17 protein-coding genes and 1 tRNA gene are annotated in these 16,187 nt (G+C 52.4%); 7 read left to right on the forward strand and 11 right to left on the reverse strand.

Annotation, left to right across the window (positions count from 1 at the left end):
• Nucleotides 1–2 precede the first annotated feature (2 nt).
• The 4 genes from NITSA_RS03860 to rsmD form a co-directional block, all read right to left on the reverse strand.
• Nucleotides 3–302, reverse strand: a complete 300-nt coding sequence (locus NITSA_RS03860; RefSeq protein WP_013553720.1) for a HigA family addiction module antitoxin — start codon at nucleotides 300–302, stop codon at nucleotides 3–5.
• A 9-nt stretch (nucleotides 303–311) separates the two neighbouring features.
• Nucleotides 312–605 carry a type II toxin-antitoxin system RelE/ParE family toxin gene (locus NITSA_RS03865; protein WP_013553721.1) on the reverse strand — a complete coding sequence of 98 codons (294 nt, stop codon included), beginning with the start codon at nucleotides 603–605 and terminating at the stop codon, nucleotides 312–314.
• A gap of 77 nt (nucleotides 606–682) precedes the next feature.
• Nucleotides 683–1,495: an ABC transporter permease gene (locus NITSA_RS03870; protein WP_013553722.1), complete on the reverse strand. Its 813-nt coding sequence runs from the start codon at nucleotides 1,493–1,495 to the stop codon at nucleotides 683–685.
• Entirely contained in the window at nucleotides 1,485–2,114 is a 630-nt protein-coding gene (gene rsmD / locus NITSA_RS03875; protein ID WP_013553723.1) for a 16S rRNA (guanine(966)-N(2))-methyltransferase RsmD, read from the reverse strand. Before rsmD ends, NITSA_RS03870 begins: the two co-directional genes overlap by 11 nt.
• 221 nt (nucleotides 2,115–2,335) lie before the next feature.
• Between rsmD and NITSA_RS03880 the strand changes: the two genes are divergently transcribed.
• The 3 genes from NITSA_RS03880 to NITSA_RS03890 all read left to right on the forward strand — a co-directional run bounded on the left by NITSA_RS03880 (nucleotide 2,336) and on the right by NITSA_RS03890 (nucleotide 4,170).
• Nucleotides 2,336–2,638: a hypothetical protein gene (locus tag NITSA_RS03880; RefSeq protein ID WP_013553724.1), complete on the forward strand. Its 303-nt coding sequence runs from the start codon at nucleotides 2,336–2,338 to the stop codon at nucleotides 2,636–2,638.
• A gap of 161 nt (nucleotides 2,639–2,799) precedes the next feature.
• A complete protein-coding gene (locus NITSA_RS03885) occupies nucleotides 2,800–3,405 on the forward strand; it encodes a hypothetical protein (protein WP_013553725.1) in 606 nt (201 codons plus the stop codon).
• Nucleotides 3,406–3,414: 9 nt separating this feature from the next.
• Nucleotides 3,415–4,170: a TSUP family transporter gene (locus NITSA_RS03890; RefSeq protein WP_013553726.1), complete on the forward strand. Its 756-nt coding sequence runs from the start codon at nucleotides 3,415–3,417 to the stop codon at nucleotides 4,168–4,170.
• A 6-nt stretch (nucleotides 4,171–4,176) separates the two neighbouring features.
• Here NITSA_RS03890 and NITSA_RS03895 read toward each other — a convergent pair whose 3' ends face one another.
• The 4 genes from NITSA_RS03895 to NITSA_RS03910 form a co-directional block, all read right to left on the reverse strand.
• Nucleotides 4,177–4,863: a carbonic anhydrase gene (locus tag NITSA_RS03895; RefSeq protein ID WP_013553727.1), complete on the reverse strand. Its 687-nt coding sequence runs from the start codon at nucleotides 4,861–4,863 to the stop codon at nucleotides 4,177–4,179.
• A 28-nt stretch (nucleotides 4,864–4,891) separates the two neighbouring features.
• Nucleotides 4,892–5,926 (reverse strand): phosphagen kinase, encoded by a 1,035-nt coding sequence (locus tag NITSA_RS03900; protein ID WP_013553728.1) that lies wholly within the window; start codon nucleotides 5,924–5,926, stop codon nucleotides 4,892–4,894.
• Nucleotides 5,927–5,998: 72 nt separating this feature from the next.
• Nucleotides 5,999–6,982: an amidohydrolase family protein gene (locus NITSA_RS03905; RefSeq protein ID WP_013553729.1), complete on the reverse strand. Its 984-nt coding sequence runs from the start codon at nucleotides 6,980–6,982 to the stop codon at nucleotides 5,999–6,001.
• Nucleotides 6,979–9,612 (reverse strand): DUF2339 domain-containing protein, encoded by a 2,634-nt coding sequence (locus NITSA_RS03910; protein WP_013553730.1) that lies wholly within the window; start codon nucleotides 9,610–9,612, stop codon nucleotides 6,979–6,981. The genes NITSA_RS03905 and NITSA_RS03910 overlap by 4 nt, the downstream gene beginning before the upstream one ends.
• 226 nt (nucleotides 9,613–9,838) lie before the next feature.
• On the opposite strand from NITSA_RS03910, the gene NITSA_RS03915 reads away from it, so the two are divergent.
• Nucleotides 9,839–9,929: transfer RNA gene (locus NITSA_RS03915), tRNA-Ser, on the forward strand.
• A 62-nt stretch (nucleotides 9,930–9,991) separates the two neighbouring features.
• Complete coding sequence (locus NITSA_RS03920; RefSeq protein ID WP_148224934.1) at nucleotides 9,992–10,618, forward strand: hypothetical protein; 627 nt, start codon at nucleotides 9,992–9,994, stop codon at nucleotides 10,616–10,618.
• Nucleotides 10,619–11,150: 532 nt separating this feature from the next.
• Here NITSA_RS03920 and NITSA_RS03930 read toward each other — a convergent pair.
• Entirely contained in the window at nucleotides 11,151–11,945 is a 795-nt protein-coding gene (locus NITSA_RS03930; RefSeq protein WP_083799791.1) for a transposase, read from the reverse strand.
• Between the two features lie 327 nt (nucleotides 11,946–12,272).
• Between NITSA_RS03930 and NITSA_RS03935 the strand changes: the two genes are divergently transcribed.
• A complete protein-coding gene (locus NITSA_RS03935; RefSeq protein WP_013553732.1) occupies nucleotides 12,273–14,087 on the forward strand; it encodes a nuclease-related domain-containing protein in 1,815 nt (604 codons plus the stop codon).
• Between the two features lie 360 nt (nucleotides 14,088–14,447).
• On the opposite strand, the gene NITSA_RS03940 is transcribed toward NITSA_RS03935, so the two are convergent.
• Nucleotides 14,448–15,263 (reverse strand): IS3 family transposase, encoded by an 816-nt coding sequence (locus tag NITSA_RS03940; protein ID WP_013553733.1) that lies wholly within the window; start codon nucleotides 15,261–15,263, stop codon nucleotides 14,448–14,450.
• Complete coding sequence (locus NITSA_RS03945) at nucleotides 15,263–15,571, reverse strand: transposase (RefSeq protein WP_013553734.1); 309 nt, start codon at nucleotides 15,569–15,571, stop codon at nucleotides 15,263–15,265. Before NITSA_RS03945 ends, NITSA_RS03940 begins: the two co-directional genes overlap by 1 nt.
• A gap of 119 nt (nucleotides 15,572–15,690) precedes the next feature.
• Between NITSA_RS03945 and NITSA_RS03950 the strand changes: the two genes are divergently transcribed.
• Entirely contained in the window at nucleotides 15,691–16,179 is a 489-nt protein-coding gene (locus NITSA_RS03950) for a hypothetical protein (protein WP_174254512.1), read from the forward strand.
• Nucleotides 16,180–16,187 lie beyond the last annotated feature (8 nt).

A 16,187-nucleotide genomic window follows, 5' to 3' on the forward strand; every position in this document is an offset into this window, starting at 1 on the left:
AACTACGCGATCCGTTCTACGATCTTATCGAGGATCTTCTCTTCCTGCTTGCGGGCACGGTAGAGATCCCAGCGCATTTGGAGATTGAGCCAAAAGTCCGGGGAATTGCTGAAATATTTTGAAAGCCTCAAGGCAGTAGAGGGTGTGATGCCTCTTTTGCCGTTGACAAGCTCGTTGATGCGCTGATAGGGTACGTGGATCGCTTTGGCCAACTCTTTTTGGGAAATCCCCATCGGTTCCAAAAACTCGTAGAGCAGCATTTCGCCGGGATGAGTGGGCGCTCGGTGTGTCGGTAGTCTCATGCCTTTCTCCTAGTGGTAGTCGATGATTTCTACATTGGTGGGACCGGCCTCTTCCCAATAAAAACATATCCTGAACTGATCGTTGATGCGGATACTGTAGGTGCCTTGCCGATCCCCGCCCAATTTCTCCAGACGATTGCCGGGCGGAATACGCAACTCCTCGATCGAGAGCACAGCATCCAACTGATCGAGTTTGCGTTGGGCAATTCGCCAAAGGTGTTCGGGGAGTCGTTTGCGCGCAGCCTTGCTTCTCCGTCCGTCGAAAATATCCTCAGTCACCTGATCTTTGAATGAAACGATCATAGCAAATAATAGCATAATATCCGTGATATCAGGAGAACCGTATTCCACTCAAGGTGATCTCAAATCGAGAAGAGAGCCTAACTCTGCGCCATCTCCCGCCGATTGGCCCGCTCCTGGAGCCAGTCGGAGATCTGGATGAGGCTGAAGGTCACCAGAAAGATCATCAGTCCCGGGAAGAAGCTGACCCACCAGGCGATTTCCATCATCGCCTTGCCGTCGCTGAGGATGCTTCCCCAGCTCATCTCGGGCGGGGTGATGCCCAGGCCCAGGTAGCTCAGCCCGCTTTCGGCCAGGATGGCGCCGCTGACGCCGAAGGTGAAGCTGACGAAGAAGATCGGAGCCAGCAGAGGCAGGAAGTATTTGAAGATGACGACGCGGGTGGGGACCCGGGCGAGGCGGAGGACTTTGATGAAGGGTTGGGAAGCGATGCGGTAGCTCTCGCTGCGGATCAGCCGGGCGGTGCCCATCCAGCCGGTGATGGAGATAACTATGATGAGGATCAGCGAAGAGGCGGGGATGTAGCTGACAAGGGTCAGGAGCAGGAAAAAGGTGGGGAAGGTCAAAAAGAGATCGACGATGACGACGAAGCCCTTGTCCCACCAGCCCCGGAAATAGCCCGCGCTGACCCCCATTATGAGCCCGATGAGGGAAGCGATGACGGCGGAGCCCACGCCGATGAGCAAAGAGACGCGGCCGCCCTGCATAATGCGGGCCAGCAGATCCCGGCCCAGGCGGTCGGTGCCCATCAGGTGCTCCGGGCTCGGGGGGTGGAGGATCAGCCCTTTGTGGAAGGTGTAGGGGTCCTGGCCGTAGAGCAGCGGCCCGACGAGGCTCAGTAGCACCAGCGCCGCCAGGATACCCAGGCTCAGGTAGGGGGGCTTAGGCTTCATCGGGCTCCGCCGGGGTGTAGTAGCTCAGGGTGCTTTTGCCGAAGCGGCGCTTTTTGCTTAGCTGGAGATCCCCGATGCGCTCGGGGAGGTCCACGGTGGTCATATGCTCCACGATGGCCCGTTCGCAGGATTCGGGACGGATCCGCTCCAGCAGGGCGATGGTCTTGTCGTAGATATCCTCCATCCCCTCCCGGATGCTGAAGGGGGGGTCGAAGTAGAAGTAGGCCTTCTCTCCCGTCGCTTCGAGTTGCCGATAGATCCGCTCGAACTCCTCGAAGCTGTCGCCCCAGATCGTCTCGATGCGTCCGGGAGCGATGCGCTCGACGTTAGAGCGCAGGATTTCGTAGACATCCCGGTTTTTCTCGATGCACCAGGCCCGGGAAGCCCCACGGCTGACCGCCTCCAGAGCTACGGAACCGCTGCCGGCGAAGACTTCGACGAAGGGCTTGCCCACCAGATCGAACTGTAGGGTATTAAAGAGGGATTCACGCAGGATCGATTTGGAACTGCGGGTGGTGGCCACGGAGGGGATCTCGACCGGCTTGCCCTTGAACTCCCCGGCAATGATGGGAGCGCTGTAGGTTTTCATTCGGCTTTTGCGTCGTCTGGGTGCAGGCATGGGAGACTCTTTTTTGAAAGCAATTATAGCACTGCGATAATGAGCAATGAGCAACCGAGTAACCGAGCAACCGAATAATGGAGAATGGAGAATGATATTTTTTACAATAATTCCAATGCCCATTCCTCTTGCGACTTGAGGGGGCCGTAGGCCCGTGCCTGTGACTTGCGACTTTTATCCAGCCTGGAGTAAAATGACTCACTCTATCGGAAAGGATCGTGATGGTTCGTCGCAGCGGCAAGATGCAGTTTCTCTTTTGGGCTTTTTTCTTTTCGGTGCTGCTCTATCTCTGGATCCTCTGGATCGGGGTGCGGACCTTTTTGCTGCATCGGGGGGAGATCATGCAGTTGCCCCAGCAGGAGACGGCATTGCTTTTCATCCTCTACGGCCTGCTGATTCTCTCGACCCTCTCGGGAACGATCGTTTCGATTATGATCGGCAATCAGTCCTATATCCGGCGTTTCGGGGCGATGGTGATTTTGGTTTTCGCCACCATCGTCGCTTCCAAAGGGATCTTCGGCTAAACAAGCCGGAGCTTTCACCCGATAGCTCCTTTACTATTAGACGATCGGCTTAACGGTTGCCGGAGAATAACGACAGGTATCCGGATTGGAAGAAGCGGGGGAAATGAGCTACAATTGCGCCACAACTTTTCCCGCTGCGGCGGGAATGCTCGGGAGACGATATGCGCTATGAATGTGTCATCCCTCTGATGAAGGCCCAGGATCCCAGGATCACCGAAAAGTTCGGCTCCCTGGGCAAGATCCTCCCCAACGCCGCCGAATCTTTGGATGAGCTGCGGGATTTTTTCGAACACGCGATCCTGGATGTCTTTCCGGGACTTTTGCCCGAGAACGACCCGAGGATCAAGCTGCTCGATTGCGAATATTTCCGCCTCTCGGCGGAGCGGAACTACCTGGAGTTCGCCCGCCGGGTCTTTCGGGAGAACGGCGGTGTGTGCTACTGGCATACCCAGGAGTTCAAGCTGGGGGATATGCAGAACTACCTCTACAAGATCAAGCTGATGGACCGGATCGATGAGATGATCTACTCCCGGCAGTTCGAGATACGTGAAGGAAACGTCCTCTTTCGGATCGAGGATCTGGAGATCCTGGAGTTCGCCGTCAAGTATTTTCTGCGGGAGTTGGTGGGTGGAGCGCTCTTTTTCGAGAAGCGCCCCCTGATGATCGCCTACAGCTATGACCTCTCCCTGCCGGTGCTCACCGAGACGCCGGAGGATCTGGCCCACTATCGGGAGATCGCCCGCAGCTGCGGACTCTATTTCCGCTAAGGATCGGGGATGCCGCCGATAGAGACTCTGCTTCTGGCGGCCTCGATCCTACTTCTCTCCAGCGCCGTCCAGTCGGTCATCGGCTTCGCTTTCAACCTGCTGGCGGTGCCGCTGCTGATCTGGAGTGGCCTGAGCCTGGCCCAGGCGGTGGCGCTCACCTCCGTGCCGATCCTGGTGCAAGTCTCCATCGCTACCTGGAAGCTCCGGGCTGACGTCCCCTGGCGGGAGGTGCTCCCCGCTTCACTGATCCGTTTCGTGACCCTGCCGGTGGGGATCTCTCTGCTTTATCTCATCAACAGCTATGACCCGGGAACGGTCAAGCAGTTCGTGGGGGCGATACTGCTGCTGATTCTGGCAGCCCAGCATTGGATCCATATCACTCCGAGGCCCAGGCTCCATCCGGCCTGGGATCTTTTGGCCTTCGGGCTCAGCGGCATTATGCTGGGGATGATCGCTATGGGCAGCCCCCCGGTGGTTCTCTGGCTGATGGCCCGTGATTTGAGTGTCCTAAACACCCGGGCTTTTATGGCGGCCCTTTTCCTGATGGCGGCGCCGGTGCAGTTGGGCCTGCTCTATTGGAAGCTGGGGGATGAAGTGGCGGATTTTTTCCTCTATGGACTCTTGATGACGCCGCTGGTGATCGCCGGATCTCTGGCGGGGATCCGGCTGGGCAACCGCCTGGACCGGGAGCGCCTGCGCCGGCTCATTCTCTTTTTCCTCTTTCTCACGGGGCTGGCTTCGCTGCTGGGGCCCTGGCTGCGTTGAGGGAGTCTACTCGGTCGATTTCTCTTTTTTCTTTTTGGACTTTCTCGCCGGTTTTTTCAAATCTTCGACAGGGACGAAACGGTACTCGAGGGGGTTGAAATACTCCAGGTTGCCGGAGTGGACGTGGTAGTACCATCCCATCACGTGGAGTTCGTGGTTGTGGACCCGCTTTTTGACGGCAGGATAGCTAAGCAGGTGGGTGAGCTGGTCGATGACGTTGAACTTTTCCGTGGCACGGAGCAGGTCATCCTTGTCGCCGTCACCGATGAGGGCCAGGGCCTGCTCCTTGGCCTCTTCGCCGTAGCGCATCCAGCGCCGGAGGTTGAGCTCTTCGTCACTGTCGGGGATCTCGTGATAGAGGGCTTCGCAGGCGCCGCAGTGGGTGTGGCCGCAGACGATGATGGTTTCGACATTGAGGTGCACGAGGGCATATTCGATCACCGCCGCCGTCGCGCAGTTGTCCCGCTCGGGATCGTAGGGTGGAATGAAGTTGCCGATATTGCGGGTGACGAAGAGATCGCCCGGCTTGGTATAGGTGATGAGGTTGGGGACGACACGGGAGTCGCTGCAGCTGATGAAGAGAGTCTTGGGGGCCTGGCCCTTCTCGGCGAGGTCCTTGAAGAGCTGGATGTACTTTTTGCCGTACTCCTCTTTGAACTTTTTGTGGGAGTGGGCCATAGCGTCCAAAGGCATGATGAACTCCTTTCGCGGTGGGTTGAGCTTAGAGGGAAGCCTCGGCTTCGATCAGTTCGACGACCCCGTCGTGCATCTCCTGCACCGCCTCCACTTCGGTGATGCCCAGGCGGCGGCGGTTGCTGATATCGTAGATGCCCCCTTCGCTCTCGCTGTGTTCACCGTGGATGCCGCGGATCTGCAGATGATGCCGGTCGGTGATCGCCTTGAAGCGCTCCATATCCCGGGCGAGTTTGGGCAGCCGGATATGGACACTGGCACGCATTGCCGTGCCGAGGTTGGTGGGGCAACTGGTGATGTAGCCCAGGTGCTCGTCAAAAGCGAAGGTGAGCTGCTTTTCGAGGGCTGCCACGGCGCGGGAGAGGCGGGCGAAGACCGCTTCGATGTCCCCGCCGGGCTGCATGGAGATGATGCGCAGCTGATCCTCTTCGTTGACCCAGACGAGGAAGGTCTTGTCCCGGTTGTGGTAGATGCCTCTGCCTTCGGGCCAGTCGCGGTTGAGGCCGGCGGCTTCGAGGAAGCGATCCCCCTCTTTGAAGAGGAAGTGGTCTTCGATGAGTTGCTGCTGCACCTCTTTGCTCATCCCCAGCAGGGGATAGTATTCGCCCGCCAGGTCCCCCTCGAGGGCTTTGAGGGCGTCGGAGATCATACACTCGGCGATCAGGCGCTCCCTCCGCGCGATGTTGGGCCCCAGGGGAAAACAGTGGAGATTGCGGCCTACGCGGATGCGGGTGGAGAGGATGTAGTTCCCCTCCGGGTCGGGATTGGGGGCTTTGAGATGCTCGGGGTTCATGTCGCTGAGGTGCTTTTGCCCCTTTGTAAAGCCGTGGTACTCTTCGATGATCGGGTCGAAGAGGGGGGCGAAGAGTTCGTAGGACTCCTCGTCGCCTGCATAGACGCCGATGCTGCTGTCGGGGTTGATGACGCCGGAGTTGATCGCCTGCCGCAGGGTAAAACCGTAGCGGGTCTTTTTGTCTTTGAGCGTTTCGAAGAGTTCGGGGGTGAGGTATTTGCAGAGCAGTGATTTGCAATCGTTCGGAAAACGGGGATAGTCGTTGGTCATAAGACCCTTTCATACATTATATTACTTCCCCCAATGATACTCCAAAAAAGAAGCTTTGGGAAGGGATTATTCTCACAAATTCAAGACCTTTTTGTAGTTGCTCCAGAGGGGGTGGTCCTCGGGGAAATACTCCAGCAGCGTTTCGACGTATCGGTCGAAGGGGTTGGCGATGCGGGAGAGCTCCAGGCGCCGCCGCCAGGGGAGGTCGTGGGTATTGAGAAGCGTGGTGTAGGGAACGGGAAAATCGGTGCCGAAGAGGAGCTTGCGGTGGATTCGGGTCTGCCTGGCCAGGTGGGGCAGGGCCCGGGCGCGGACGGGGGTGAGGATGGCGGAGAGGTCGGCGTAGAGGGTGTCGTGCTCTTCGAGCATCTCCAGGAGCCGTCGGTAGTGGGCGCCGAAGTGCCTGGGATCCCGGGAGAGGGCACGGATCGGATGCCGGGGGGAGTACTCCAGGCCCATATGGGCGGCGATGACGGTGACTCCGCAGCTCAGGGGCTGTTCCAGCATCTCCAGGCTTTCGCACTCTTTGTAGGAATGCACGCTGCTCTCGCTGCCGATATGGATGATGAGGGGGAGATCCAGTTCGCGCAGTTTGCGGAAAAAGGGGGCGAAACGCTTTTGGCGCAGATCGACGTTCCAGTAGTTTTGCAAAAATTTCACCCCCCGGAACCCCCTGGCGGCCCAATGCTCCACCCGGGTGAGGGCATCGGGGCGCAGGGGATTGACCGACATAAAGGGAATGATAAGCTCGGGGGCGCGGCGGTAGAGGGTATCGACCGCTTCGTTGCCGGCGCAAACGGTGGGGTCCCGGTGCAGCTCCCGGCCCGCTTCGTCCACCCGCGCATCCACGCCGAAGATGACGGCACGCTCCAGGTAGCGCGATTCCCGAAGCCGATTCACTACCGTATCGCAGTAGGCGGCATAGGGATCGGCCAGGAGTCTGTCGGCATCGGCCCCCAGCTTCCCGGCGAAGAAGCGGATCGCCAGACGGTCGTAAAAGCGGTTGAACCGCACCTGGGGGTTGAGCAGATGCATATGGATATCGACGGTGGTCATTTCCGGCCCCCTCTCTCTTCTTCGGAGTGCAAACTATCGGGAGCTTCAGGTTCTCGTATTTGCTCGTCGTCGCTGTGGGAGGGTGGGAGGGGGACCCGGTAGCCCAGAAGGAGCAGTACCGTGCCCACCCCGATGAAGGAGACGATACGCGCCAGGGTTCCGGTGCTGGATAGGTCGATGAGGAAGAGCTTGAGTACGACGGCGACCAGTAATCCGAAGCCGACGAACCAGAGCAGACGGTTGTGACGCTTCTTGGCCGCAAGGACCAGGGCAAAGGCGATCAGCGTATAGATCAGGCTCACCCCGCTTTGGAAGATGGGGCTCAGCCCAAGATCGAAAAGGGTCCACGGAATATCGAACAGCCGTGAGGCGGCCCGGGACCAGAGCATAGCGGGCAGGGGAAGTAGGACCAAGCCGTAGAGGGTTTGCAGCGCCGGCTGTGTTCGCGGGGAGAGCTGGGGTGAAATCCGGCGAATCCAGAGGCCCAGAAGCAGGGCCGCGGCGAGTTGGGTGAGGTCCAGGGGATTCAGCAGCGGGATCTGCGGCCCCCAAAATCCGCGGAACATCCCCAGATAGAGCATCAGCTCCGCGACGAAGAGCGCCGGGATCGCGGCCCCCTCGAGGCGATAGTCTGTTTGGAACGGGGCGAAACGGCGGGGGAGGGGCACAAGGAAGGCGGCGGCGAATCCCGCCATAAGCGCCAGGGTCATCGCCAGCCATTTCCCTTCGGGGGCCGGGATCAGCCTCTCCCCCCAGTATCCCGCCTCGAGGGTCACTAGCCCCAGGGTACTCTCAAACCAGAGCAGGTGGAGCCACCGGGCGCTCTCCCAGTGATCCTGATAGCGCCAGAGCAGTCGATAACCCCAGGCGAGCAGGGCGAGATAGAGGAGCCAGCCGTATTGGGCGAAGGGATGAAAGAGTCTCTGACCCTCGATCAGGTCCCAGAAGAAGCCGAGTAGCGCAAGCGGGCCGTAGAGGGCCTGGGCCCGGAGGAGACGCGGCCACCGGAGGCGAAAATGGAGCAGTTCGAGGACGAGGGAGCCCAGAAGCAGGCTCAGGGGCAGGATGTGGCGGGGGAGGACACCCAGATCCCGCAGCGGGGTGTAGAGTGAGAGAATCCAGACCAGCACAGCCAGGGCGAAATAGAATGCGGCGGAGCCTCTAAAGAAGGAGACGACGGCAGCGGGACGATCAAGAGCCCAGGCCGCCGCGAGGTAGGAGGCGACGATCGCCAGACGGCCGGCAAGGGCGTGGGTGGGGCTTGTGCAGCCGTGGAGGCAAAGGAGTACGAGGGCCGCCAGAAGCAGAGCGTGCCCCGCGAACTCCCAGAGCCTGAGCGGAGTTTTCGTCCCGGCACGGTAGAGCAGGACCGCCCCTTCCAGGGCCCAGATGGCCGCCGTGCTCTCTTCCCCGAAATAGAGAGGGACCGCCAGGGTCAGAAAAATCAGTCCCAAAGCCCCGTAGGCCCGGGAGAGTTTTCGACCGTAGGCGCGGCGATGCAGCCAAAGCGCCAGGAGCAGATAGAGGATGCCCAGTATCACCGAGGTGGCGAGATCGCCGTGTTCTATATTTTGCACCAGGCGCAGTTGTTGGGGCAGGGCCAGCAGAGGAAGGCCGAAGACCACCGCGGCGTTGAAGGGGAGTCTCCTGTGCAGCCTGTGGCCCGTGCGGGCTTCGAGGATCGGCAGCGCCAGGTAGAGCAGGTAGAAATAGATCCAGAAGGGTTCGATGACCGCGAAGGATTCAGGCCGATAGTTCAGGACGCCCCAGAGGGTGGCGATGAGGTAGGTGAAGAGAAAGCCCGCCAGATTGAGCAGGGGCCAGGCGCGCCGCAGGGCGAGCAGCCCGATCCCGAGATCGAGGAGGGCGTAGTATCCGAAAAAGAGTGTCACATCGCCGTGGCGCGTATCAGTCAGGATCGGCACCAGAAATCCCCCCGCTTCCGCAAAAAGCGCCAGGGGTTGTGCATCCTGCCGCAGGGCCAGCCAAACCGTAGCCGCAACGGCGATCAGCATCGCGGCGAAGGTCTCGGCCGGGGTCAGAATCCCGTAAAACTTCTGGGCGGCAAAGAGGCTCAGATAGACGGTGGCGGCTCCCACCCCCTGGAGGATCATACCGTAGGCACCCGGGCGGCGGCGCAGCCTCCAGCCCAGAGCACCGATCCCCAGGCCGACGGCGATGAGGCCGGCTACCTTCATCTCCGGGCTCAGATGGGTGTGGGCCGCGGCATATTTGGCCAGAAAGGCCAGCCCGAAAAAGAGGACCACCCCGCCCAGGCGCACCAGGATGTTCCCGCCGAAGAGCCGTCGCGATATTTCGTGGAAAAGGCCGGAGGCTTGGGGGGAAGCGGCCGGCCTCTCCCCCGCTGCTTTTTCGATCCGTTCTGCCGGGGCTTCCAAGGATCGGAAGTCGGTATCGCTCGTATCGGGTGGAAGATGCGACGTTTCAATGGTCACATCCCTGACGGCAACGGGGGCGGCTACAGCAGGCTCCGCCGTCCGGGTGCAGCTTTCATCCTGCGGCTCTTCGTATGAGAGCTCCTTCATTTTCTCTTCGAGCCTCTTCACTCTGGACTGAAGTGTCAGGATCCACAGAGCAAGAAGTATCAGCAGCAAAAGGGTGAATTCCATAGCCTCTCCTTTTTATTCCCGGGTTTTACCCGGATACGACACCATTTTAGAATAAATAGCATAAAGCGTCAAGTAATACTTTACAGTATGGAAAAACAATGCGAGATGAACGATAAAATGGGGATGCTTCGATTTAGATCATTTTGTTAGTCTGTCTTTTGAGGGGCGTTTTTCTTAAAAAGCCGGTCCGGAGGAGTCTTAGGCTATAATGTCATCGTTTTTCTTCGGAGAGATGGCAGAGTGGTCGAATGCGGCGGCTTCGAAAGCCGTTGTCCGGGCTTCCCGGACCGGGGGTTCGAATCCCCCTCTCTCCGCCACCCAACTTTGTATCAACTATATTGACGGCTTCGAAATCTTCTCGCTAAAATCAGCTATGTCTATGAATAAAAAACTATTTCTACTCATGATCTGGGGGATCGCCTTCGGCTATATGGAAGCGGCTGTGGTGGTTTACCTGCGGGCGCTCTACTATCCCGAGGGCTTCACTTTTCCCCTCAAACTCATCAGCGGAACTATTATGTGGACCGAGATCGGCCGGGAGGCGGCGACTTTGGTGCTGATGGCGGTGACGGTGATGTTGGCCTATGATCGTTTCCAGAGCCGTTTCGCGGCTTTTGCGGTGCTCTTTGGAGTCTGGGATATCTTCTACTATCTCTTTCTTTGGCTCATCCTGGGCTGGCCCGAGAGTCCAAAGACCTGGGATCTGCTTTTTCTCATCCCCTTACCCTGGGTCGGGCCGGTTTGGGCGCCGGTGCTGGTTTCGCTCGGATTGATCGGTGTGGGAAGTGCCGTTCTGACGCTCAATGCCCGCAGGCGCTATCCCCATTTCAGCAAAGGTTTTGTAGTGACGGAAACAGTGGCGGGGTTGATGATCGTTGCCTCGTTCCTGCTCTCGGGACGCAATATTGCTGTGACTGGAATGCCCGAACCCTTTCTCTGGCCGCTGTTTCTGGCGGGTTTTTTGTTGGGGGTTGGGGCTTTTTTCTATAGCATCAGGAAGAGATAGTGATTCGGCATAGTAGATCTCGGTATGCTTGAGTCCCTGCGGTTTCCATCCGGCTGCGCAAACAATAATAGGGGCAGTCTGTTTTCAAAAGGCGCGTCGGAGATATTGACCTATGAAGCGGACGAGAAATAGACAGGTAAAGTTCGAAACAGACACCGTCGCACATAAACCTAAGCTCTTTTTGCATGAAAGCTCTCAAGAGGGCGATGATCTGGATCAGATCGGTATTCTCCTTGACACAGGTATCGATTTGTATGAGTTTTGTCAGAATCTCAAGAAAGCGCTGCATGGAGATGGCCAATACCTCAAATTCGCATTTGTAGATTCCTGAAGAGTTCTCCCAGTGTTTGGGGTTCGTGCTGAAGTCGATTGATGGTGGTGACCAGATTGTAGGTGAATAGGTGAATATGGAGAGTCTTATCCGGGCAATGAGCGCTTCATAAAGTCGGTTTTTCCTCCTTGCCCAGACCGAAATGTTCCCTGAGGTCTTTGTACCCCTGTTCGATATTCCACCGTTTTTTGTAGGTCTCGATCATCGCTTTGCCTGAAAGCGATGATCGGCACTGATGAAGATGATAAGCTCTTTGCCCGTATGCAGGAAAAGGAGTTTGACTCTGCCAAGTAACTGATGTTCGGCGATCACGGTAGTAAATCTTTCTATGGGTACCGTAATGTTTACGGTGGTTGTTTTTATGATGATGTAAAGAGCCTGAAGCGATTTGTATTTACTCTTGAAATGCCAGAGGCGGTTAGTGTTGGCAATCCGGGCAATGACAGGTAAACTCATTGCATTGGCCTGATGAATGAAATCGGGTTTGGCATACCAACTGTCAATAAGTAGATAATCTGCCACAATCCCGGCATACAAAGCATGTTCCAGTATTTCGAGCGCAAGAAGATTTTTATCCCTGAGCCCCTCTTTGCATCGTTTGAATGCATTGCTGCGGTGGTGGAGACTTTGTGAAAAATCGGCCAGTTTCTTGTGACGGCTTGTATTGAGTCGCAAGGCGAAGTCTAACTGGAAAGTGGAATGGCTGTCGGCATAATTGAGCGAAACATTATTGAGGCTGCTAATGAGACGATGCTCCTTATTGCTCCAAAGATACCGGCAGCCTCCCTCGATCTGTTTACCGCGTTTGGGTTCAACCGTATCGTCGATGATCAGTAGACGCTGCTCCCCTCTACGATGTAAGGGATCTATCTTTGCAATGAGCATCACGGCACTCAGCAATAACAGTTTGCGCCAGTTAAAACGGTGCTTCTTAAGAAAACGGTAGTAGATATCCTTTCCAAAGGCATTCCCAGGCTTTATTTGATGAAAGAGGATTGGCGTTTATGCTAAAGAAGCATATAGACAAAATGCAACAGCACCCAATAGGGAGCAAAGCCGACAGAACGCTTGGTGAAGTTTGCCTGTCTGAGCACTGAAGAGATACCTATCTCACACAGCAGGGAAGAATCAGGTTTGTTAGTACGCCTCTTAACGCAGATTCGATATACTTCTCAAGCTCCAAAAATTGGTCCTTTTCGCAATGTGTGTGGTTACAAAGTGTCTTTTTATGGGCTTTCTCTGATGGATTTATCTCTGAAATCTATGTGAGAAAGTTGAGTTTATGTAGATAAACTGATGTAAAAATAATAAGGAGATTTTATAATGGAAGAAAAAAAAGAAAATGATATGAACTTTATCATCAATTTAAAAAACGAAATAGAATTGGATATACAAAAATTAGTATACAGATTGGATACAAATGGATTGATCAAATTTATTCTAGTAATGTTTGAAAATGAATTATTTAATCAAGAATATGAAAAAAATCAGGCAAATTTATTTTATAAAGAAGATATTTCGGAAGAACTTTCATATGTTTTATATTTAAAGTTAAATCATTTTAATAAAAAATTAAATCTATTAAAAATAGAGAATATAGATTATATAAAGTTTGTTAAGAAAAATAATGAAATATTAAATCAGTTGTTGGAGCTATTAAAAGCTAGAAGTATAATTCGTGAAATGGATATATATATTACAAAGCAAGGATATACATTATCTATTGTTAATAATGTCATTTCTGTGGAGCATCCAATAAAAAACTTTCAACATTATTATCAAATGGGATATTTGAGAAATACATTGGAGAATATTACAATTGGTTTTAATGTATATGATGAAAAAGAAATAAAGTTTGAAAATATGTCAGAGTCTTTTAATGAGCATTTATTTAAATTAACGAAAATAATTGATTATGAGATAAAATACCATAGATCTGTGAAAGAAGCAATTATATTTAGGATAAATCCACAAGGATTAGCTAAATTGCATAGAATTCTGACTGATGAGCATGATATGAGGTATAATCAAATAATGAGTAAATACCTTGATAATATAGGTATGAATATTAATGACAAGTGCACCAAAAAGGGAAATTTAAAATGGATTGATCTTGTGTTTTTCTCAATTGTTTTACAATATTTAGTGACATATATGAATAAAATCATTGATGAGAAATCTACAAGTGAAAGAATGAAAATTAACTCTAAGGTACACCTGATGAGTAATTCGTATAAAGGTGATTTTTTCTATACAATATTACATGATATAAATTCTGAAATAACACAAAAAGATGTGCAAGCATTTTTGAGTAAGTTTTCTACAAATATAGAAAAAGTATCTGGAAGAATAGACTTACAATTTATGCCTATAGTTAAAGCAAAGGAGTTTAGCTTTATACTCTTTAATACTTTTTCTATGGTTGATCTTGCCCGTGCGTATATTAAAAATTTTGATATTGCATTGGATGATCAAGGGAAAAAATTCGAAAATGTTGTTTTAAAGGTATTGTCGAAGCACTTTGATAATATTCATTCAAGTATTAAATATAAAGACAATGATAATAAGGAAGGCGAAATTGATATTTGTATTATTGGAGATAAGAATATATATTTTATTGAATGTAAAAATAATTTACATCCGATCTCTGCTTCAACAGCATCAACAAACTATAAAAATTTTTTAAAATCTACAGAACAAGTTGAGCAATCAGAAAACTATTTTAATATGGATAGAAAAGGTTTTTTGAAAAAGCATTTAAAAATAGAAATTGACAATATTGAGGAATATGTTGTCCATAAAGTAGTAATCATGTCAAATCGAAATATTTCAGGTTTGAATTATAAAGGAATTTCATTCCGCGATATATATAGCCTGGATAAGCTGCTAGATGATGGTGTTTTAAAAGAATATACTAGAGTTCCAGGTGAGTCAAAAAAATTAGAAAAAAAAATATATATGTATAAAAATAGAACAGATTTCAATGAAATAGATTTTCTTAATTATTTATCTGAAAAATCGATTTATTTTGAAGTTCTTAATGGGTTAGCTAAAAAAATTTATAATGAGGCAAAATATAAGCAATATATTCTAAGAGAGTCAATGTATGCATTTGATCTCATTGAACCAAGAAATTGATATTTTAATTTGAATACATATACGGTTATTCAGCAACTGTCAGTTGATTTGTCAGTAACTAACGTTCATTATCTACTGATATTCATATTTTTTTGATACAATAAACAATAATAAAGTCCTATACTACGGGGGTTAGAGCTATTCCACTGCTAGCTATCCGAGGGGTTCGAATCCCCCTCTCTCCGCCACCCAACTTTCTTTTATCAACTATATTGACGGCTTCGGAATCTTCTCGCTAAAATCAATTATGTCTATGAATAAAAAACTATTTCTGCTCATCATCTGGGGGATTTTTCGGCTATATGGAAGCGGCTGTGGTGGTTTACCTGCGGGTATAATGACCCCTCCCTTTCTGCACACCTAAGCCGCTAAACGAAATACCTCTGCCGGTGTTTTGTATCGCAGCGCCGAATGTTTGCGCTTTTGGTTGTAAAAGTCGATCCAGTCTCCGATGATCCGATTGGCCTCCTTAAGCGATTTGAAATTGTGGTGCCAGATGCACTCTTCTTTGATCGTTCGGAAGAATCGTTCGATCATACCGTTCTGTTCCGGAGTGTAGGGAGTGATGAACTCCTGAATAAAATTGTAGTCTTTGACCGTTTTGGTGAAGGACTTACTACTGAGGACAAGCCCGTTGTCACTTCGAAGGGCTATAGGCTTTCTCAGCCGCTTAAGTTGGCCAAATCGATAGATCAATCCCTCCTGCAAAGCCGCTTCCGCTGTTTTCGTCTTGCCGCTTTTTGAGAGTCTCCACCCTACGATCTCCCGGGTACAGGTATCGATGACACAGGCTAGGGTTCCCCATCCTTCCTGGGCACTCCAAACTCTGGTCATATCGATGGCCCATCTTTGATTGGGATATTGTGAGCGTGAGGGCATCATTTGGGCCCTTGGCCTGTGGCCTTTTGCTCGTTTTCTCACCTGCCAGCCTTTGAGCTGTAGAATCCGCTGAACCGCTTTCTTGTTCATCCCCAGCAGTAGAGCCAGACGCCGATAGCCGTAGGTAGGGAACTCCTCGATCTTCTCTTGAACCTTTCGCACACGCTCTTCATCTACTCTTGGAGTTCTCTCGATCGGTTTGTAATAAAAGCTCCTACGAGGGATTCCAAACAGACCGCAGAGTTTCGTGATGCTGATGGGATGCCCTTCCTCTCTCATTTCGCTCCGAACCCGCATCACTTCTTCTCTCCGAACAGAGCGTCGTACTTTTTTAGGGCGATATTCTCCAGGGTCAGCTCACCGATGACAGCTTTCATCTCTTTGATCTCCTCTTCGTACTGAGCGGCGATATCTTTAGGCCGTGCCCGCAATTGATTCTCCATTCCCCGACGGGCCTCATCCATCCACTCTTCTACGGTAGCGGGGGTCAAATCATACTTACGGGAAACCTCGGCGATGCTGGTCTTTCCCTGGAAGATATCCATCACAATTTGTGCCTTTTTCTTGGCGGTAAAACGTTTGATCTCATTAGCCCCTTTTTCCATACTGTCACTCCTGTATTCCTTGCATTATACATTGTGCAGTCGGGCTGGGGGTCAGTATACGGGCGCTCTACTATCCCGAGGGCTTCACTTTTCCCCTCAAACTCATCACGGGAACGATTATGTGGACCGAGATCGGCCGGGAGGTGGCGACTTTGGTACTAATGGCGGTGACGGTGATGCTGGCCTATGATCGTTTCCAGAGCCGTTTTGCGGCTTTTGCAGTGCTCTTCGGAGTCTGGGATATCTTCTATTACATTTTTCTTCGGCTCATCCTGGGCTGGCCCGAGAGTCCAAGGACCTGGGATCTGCTTTTTCTCATCCCCTTACCCTGGGTCGGGCCGGTTTGGGCGCCGGTGCTGGTTTCGCTCGGATTGATCGGTGTGGGAAGTGCCGTTCTGACGCTCAATGCCCGCAGGCGCTATCCCCATTTCAGCAAAGGTTTTGTAGTGACGGAAACAGTGGCGGGGTTGATGATCGTTGCCTCGTTCCTGCTCTCGGGACGCAATATTGCTGTGACTGGAATGCCCGAACCCTTTCTCTGGCCGCTGTTTCTGGCGGGTTTTTTGTTGGGGGTTGGGGCTTTTCATTTGGCTTTGATGAAGCGATAGTCACAGAG

The organism is Nitratifractor salsuginis DSM 16511, from assembly GCF_000186245.1.
Taxonomy (GTDB): Bacteria; Campylobacterota; Campylobacteria; order Campylobacterales; family Sulfurovaceae; genus Nitratifractor; species Nitratifractor salsuginis.

Excerpts from the sequence above, each read along its gene's own strand:
- NITSA_RS03900 (WP_013553728.1), bottom strand. The coding sequence starts at position 5,926 with ATGACCAACGACTATCCCCGTTTTCCGAACGATTGCAAATCACTGCTC.
- NITSA_RS03910 (WP_013553730.1), bottom strand. The coding sequence starts at position 9,612 with ATGGAATTCACCCTTTTGCTGCTGATACTTCTTGCTCTGTGGATCCTG.
- NITSA_RS03870 (WP_013553722.1), bottom strand. The coding sequence starts at position 1,495 with ATGAAGCCTAAGCCCCCCTACCTGAGCCTGGGTATCCTGGCGGCGCTG.
- NITSA_RS03935 (WP_013553732.1), top strand. The coding sequence starts at position 12,273 with ATGGAAGAAAAAAAAGAAAATGATATGAACTTTATCATCAATTTAAAA.
- NITSA_RS03860 (WP_013553720.1), bottom strand. The coding sequence starts at position 302 with ATGAGACTACCGACACACCGAGCGCCCACTCATCCCGGCGAAATGCTG.
- NITSA_RS03950 (WP_174254512.1), top strand. The coding sequence starts at position 15,691 with ATGTGGACCGAGATCGGCCGGGAGGTGGCGACTTTGGTACTAATGGCG.
- NITSA_RS03895 (WP_013553727.1), bottom strand. The coding sequence starts at position 4,863 with ATGCCTTTGGACGCTATGGCCCACTCCCACAAAAAGTTCAAAGAGGAG.
- NITSA_RS03890 (WP_013553726.1), top strand. The coding sequence starts at position 3,415 with ATGCCGCCGATAGAGACTCTGCTTCTGGCGGCCTCGATCCTACTTCTC.
- NITSA_RS03945 (WP_013553734.1), bottom strand. The coding sequence starts at position 15,571 with ATGGAAAAAGGGGCTAATGAGATCAAACGTTTTACCGCCAAGAAAAAG.
- NITSA_RS03920 (WP_148224934.1), top strand. The coding sequence starts at position 9,992 with ATGAATAAAAAACTATTTCTACTCATGATCTGGGGGATCGCCTTCGGC.
- NITSA_RS03940 (WP_013553733.1), bottom strand. The coding sequence starts at position 15,263 with ATGCGGGTTCGGAGCGAAATGAGAGAGGAAGGGCATCCCATCAGCATC.
- NITSA_RS03905 (WP_013553729.1), bottom strand. The coding sequence starts at position 6,982 with ATGACCACCGTCGATATCCATATGCATCTGCTCAACCCCCAGGTGCGG.
- NITSA_RS03880 (WP_013553724.1), top strand. The coding sequence starts at position 2,336 with ATGGTTCGTCGCAGCGGCAAGATGCAGTTTCTCTTTTGGGCTTTTTTC.
- rsmD (WP_013553723.1), bottom strand. The coding sequence starts at position 2,114 with ATGCCTGCACCCAGACGACGCAAAAGCCGAATGAAAACCTACAGCGCT.
- NITSA_RS03885 (WP_013553725.1), top strand. The coding sequence starts at position 2,800 with ATGCGCTATGAATGTGTCATCCCTCTGATGAAGGCCCAGGATCCCAGG.
- NITSA_RS03865 (WP_013553721.1), bottom strand. The coding sequence starts at position 605 with ATGATCGTTTCATTCAAAGATCAGGTGACTGAGGATATTTTCGACGGA.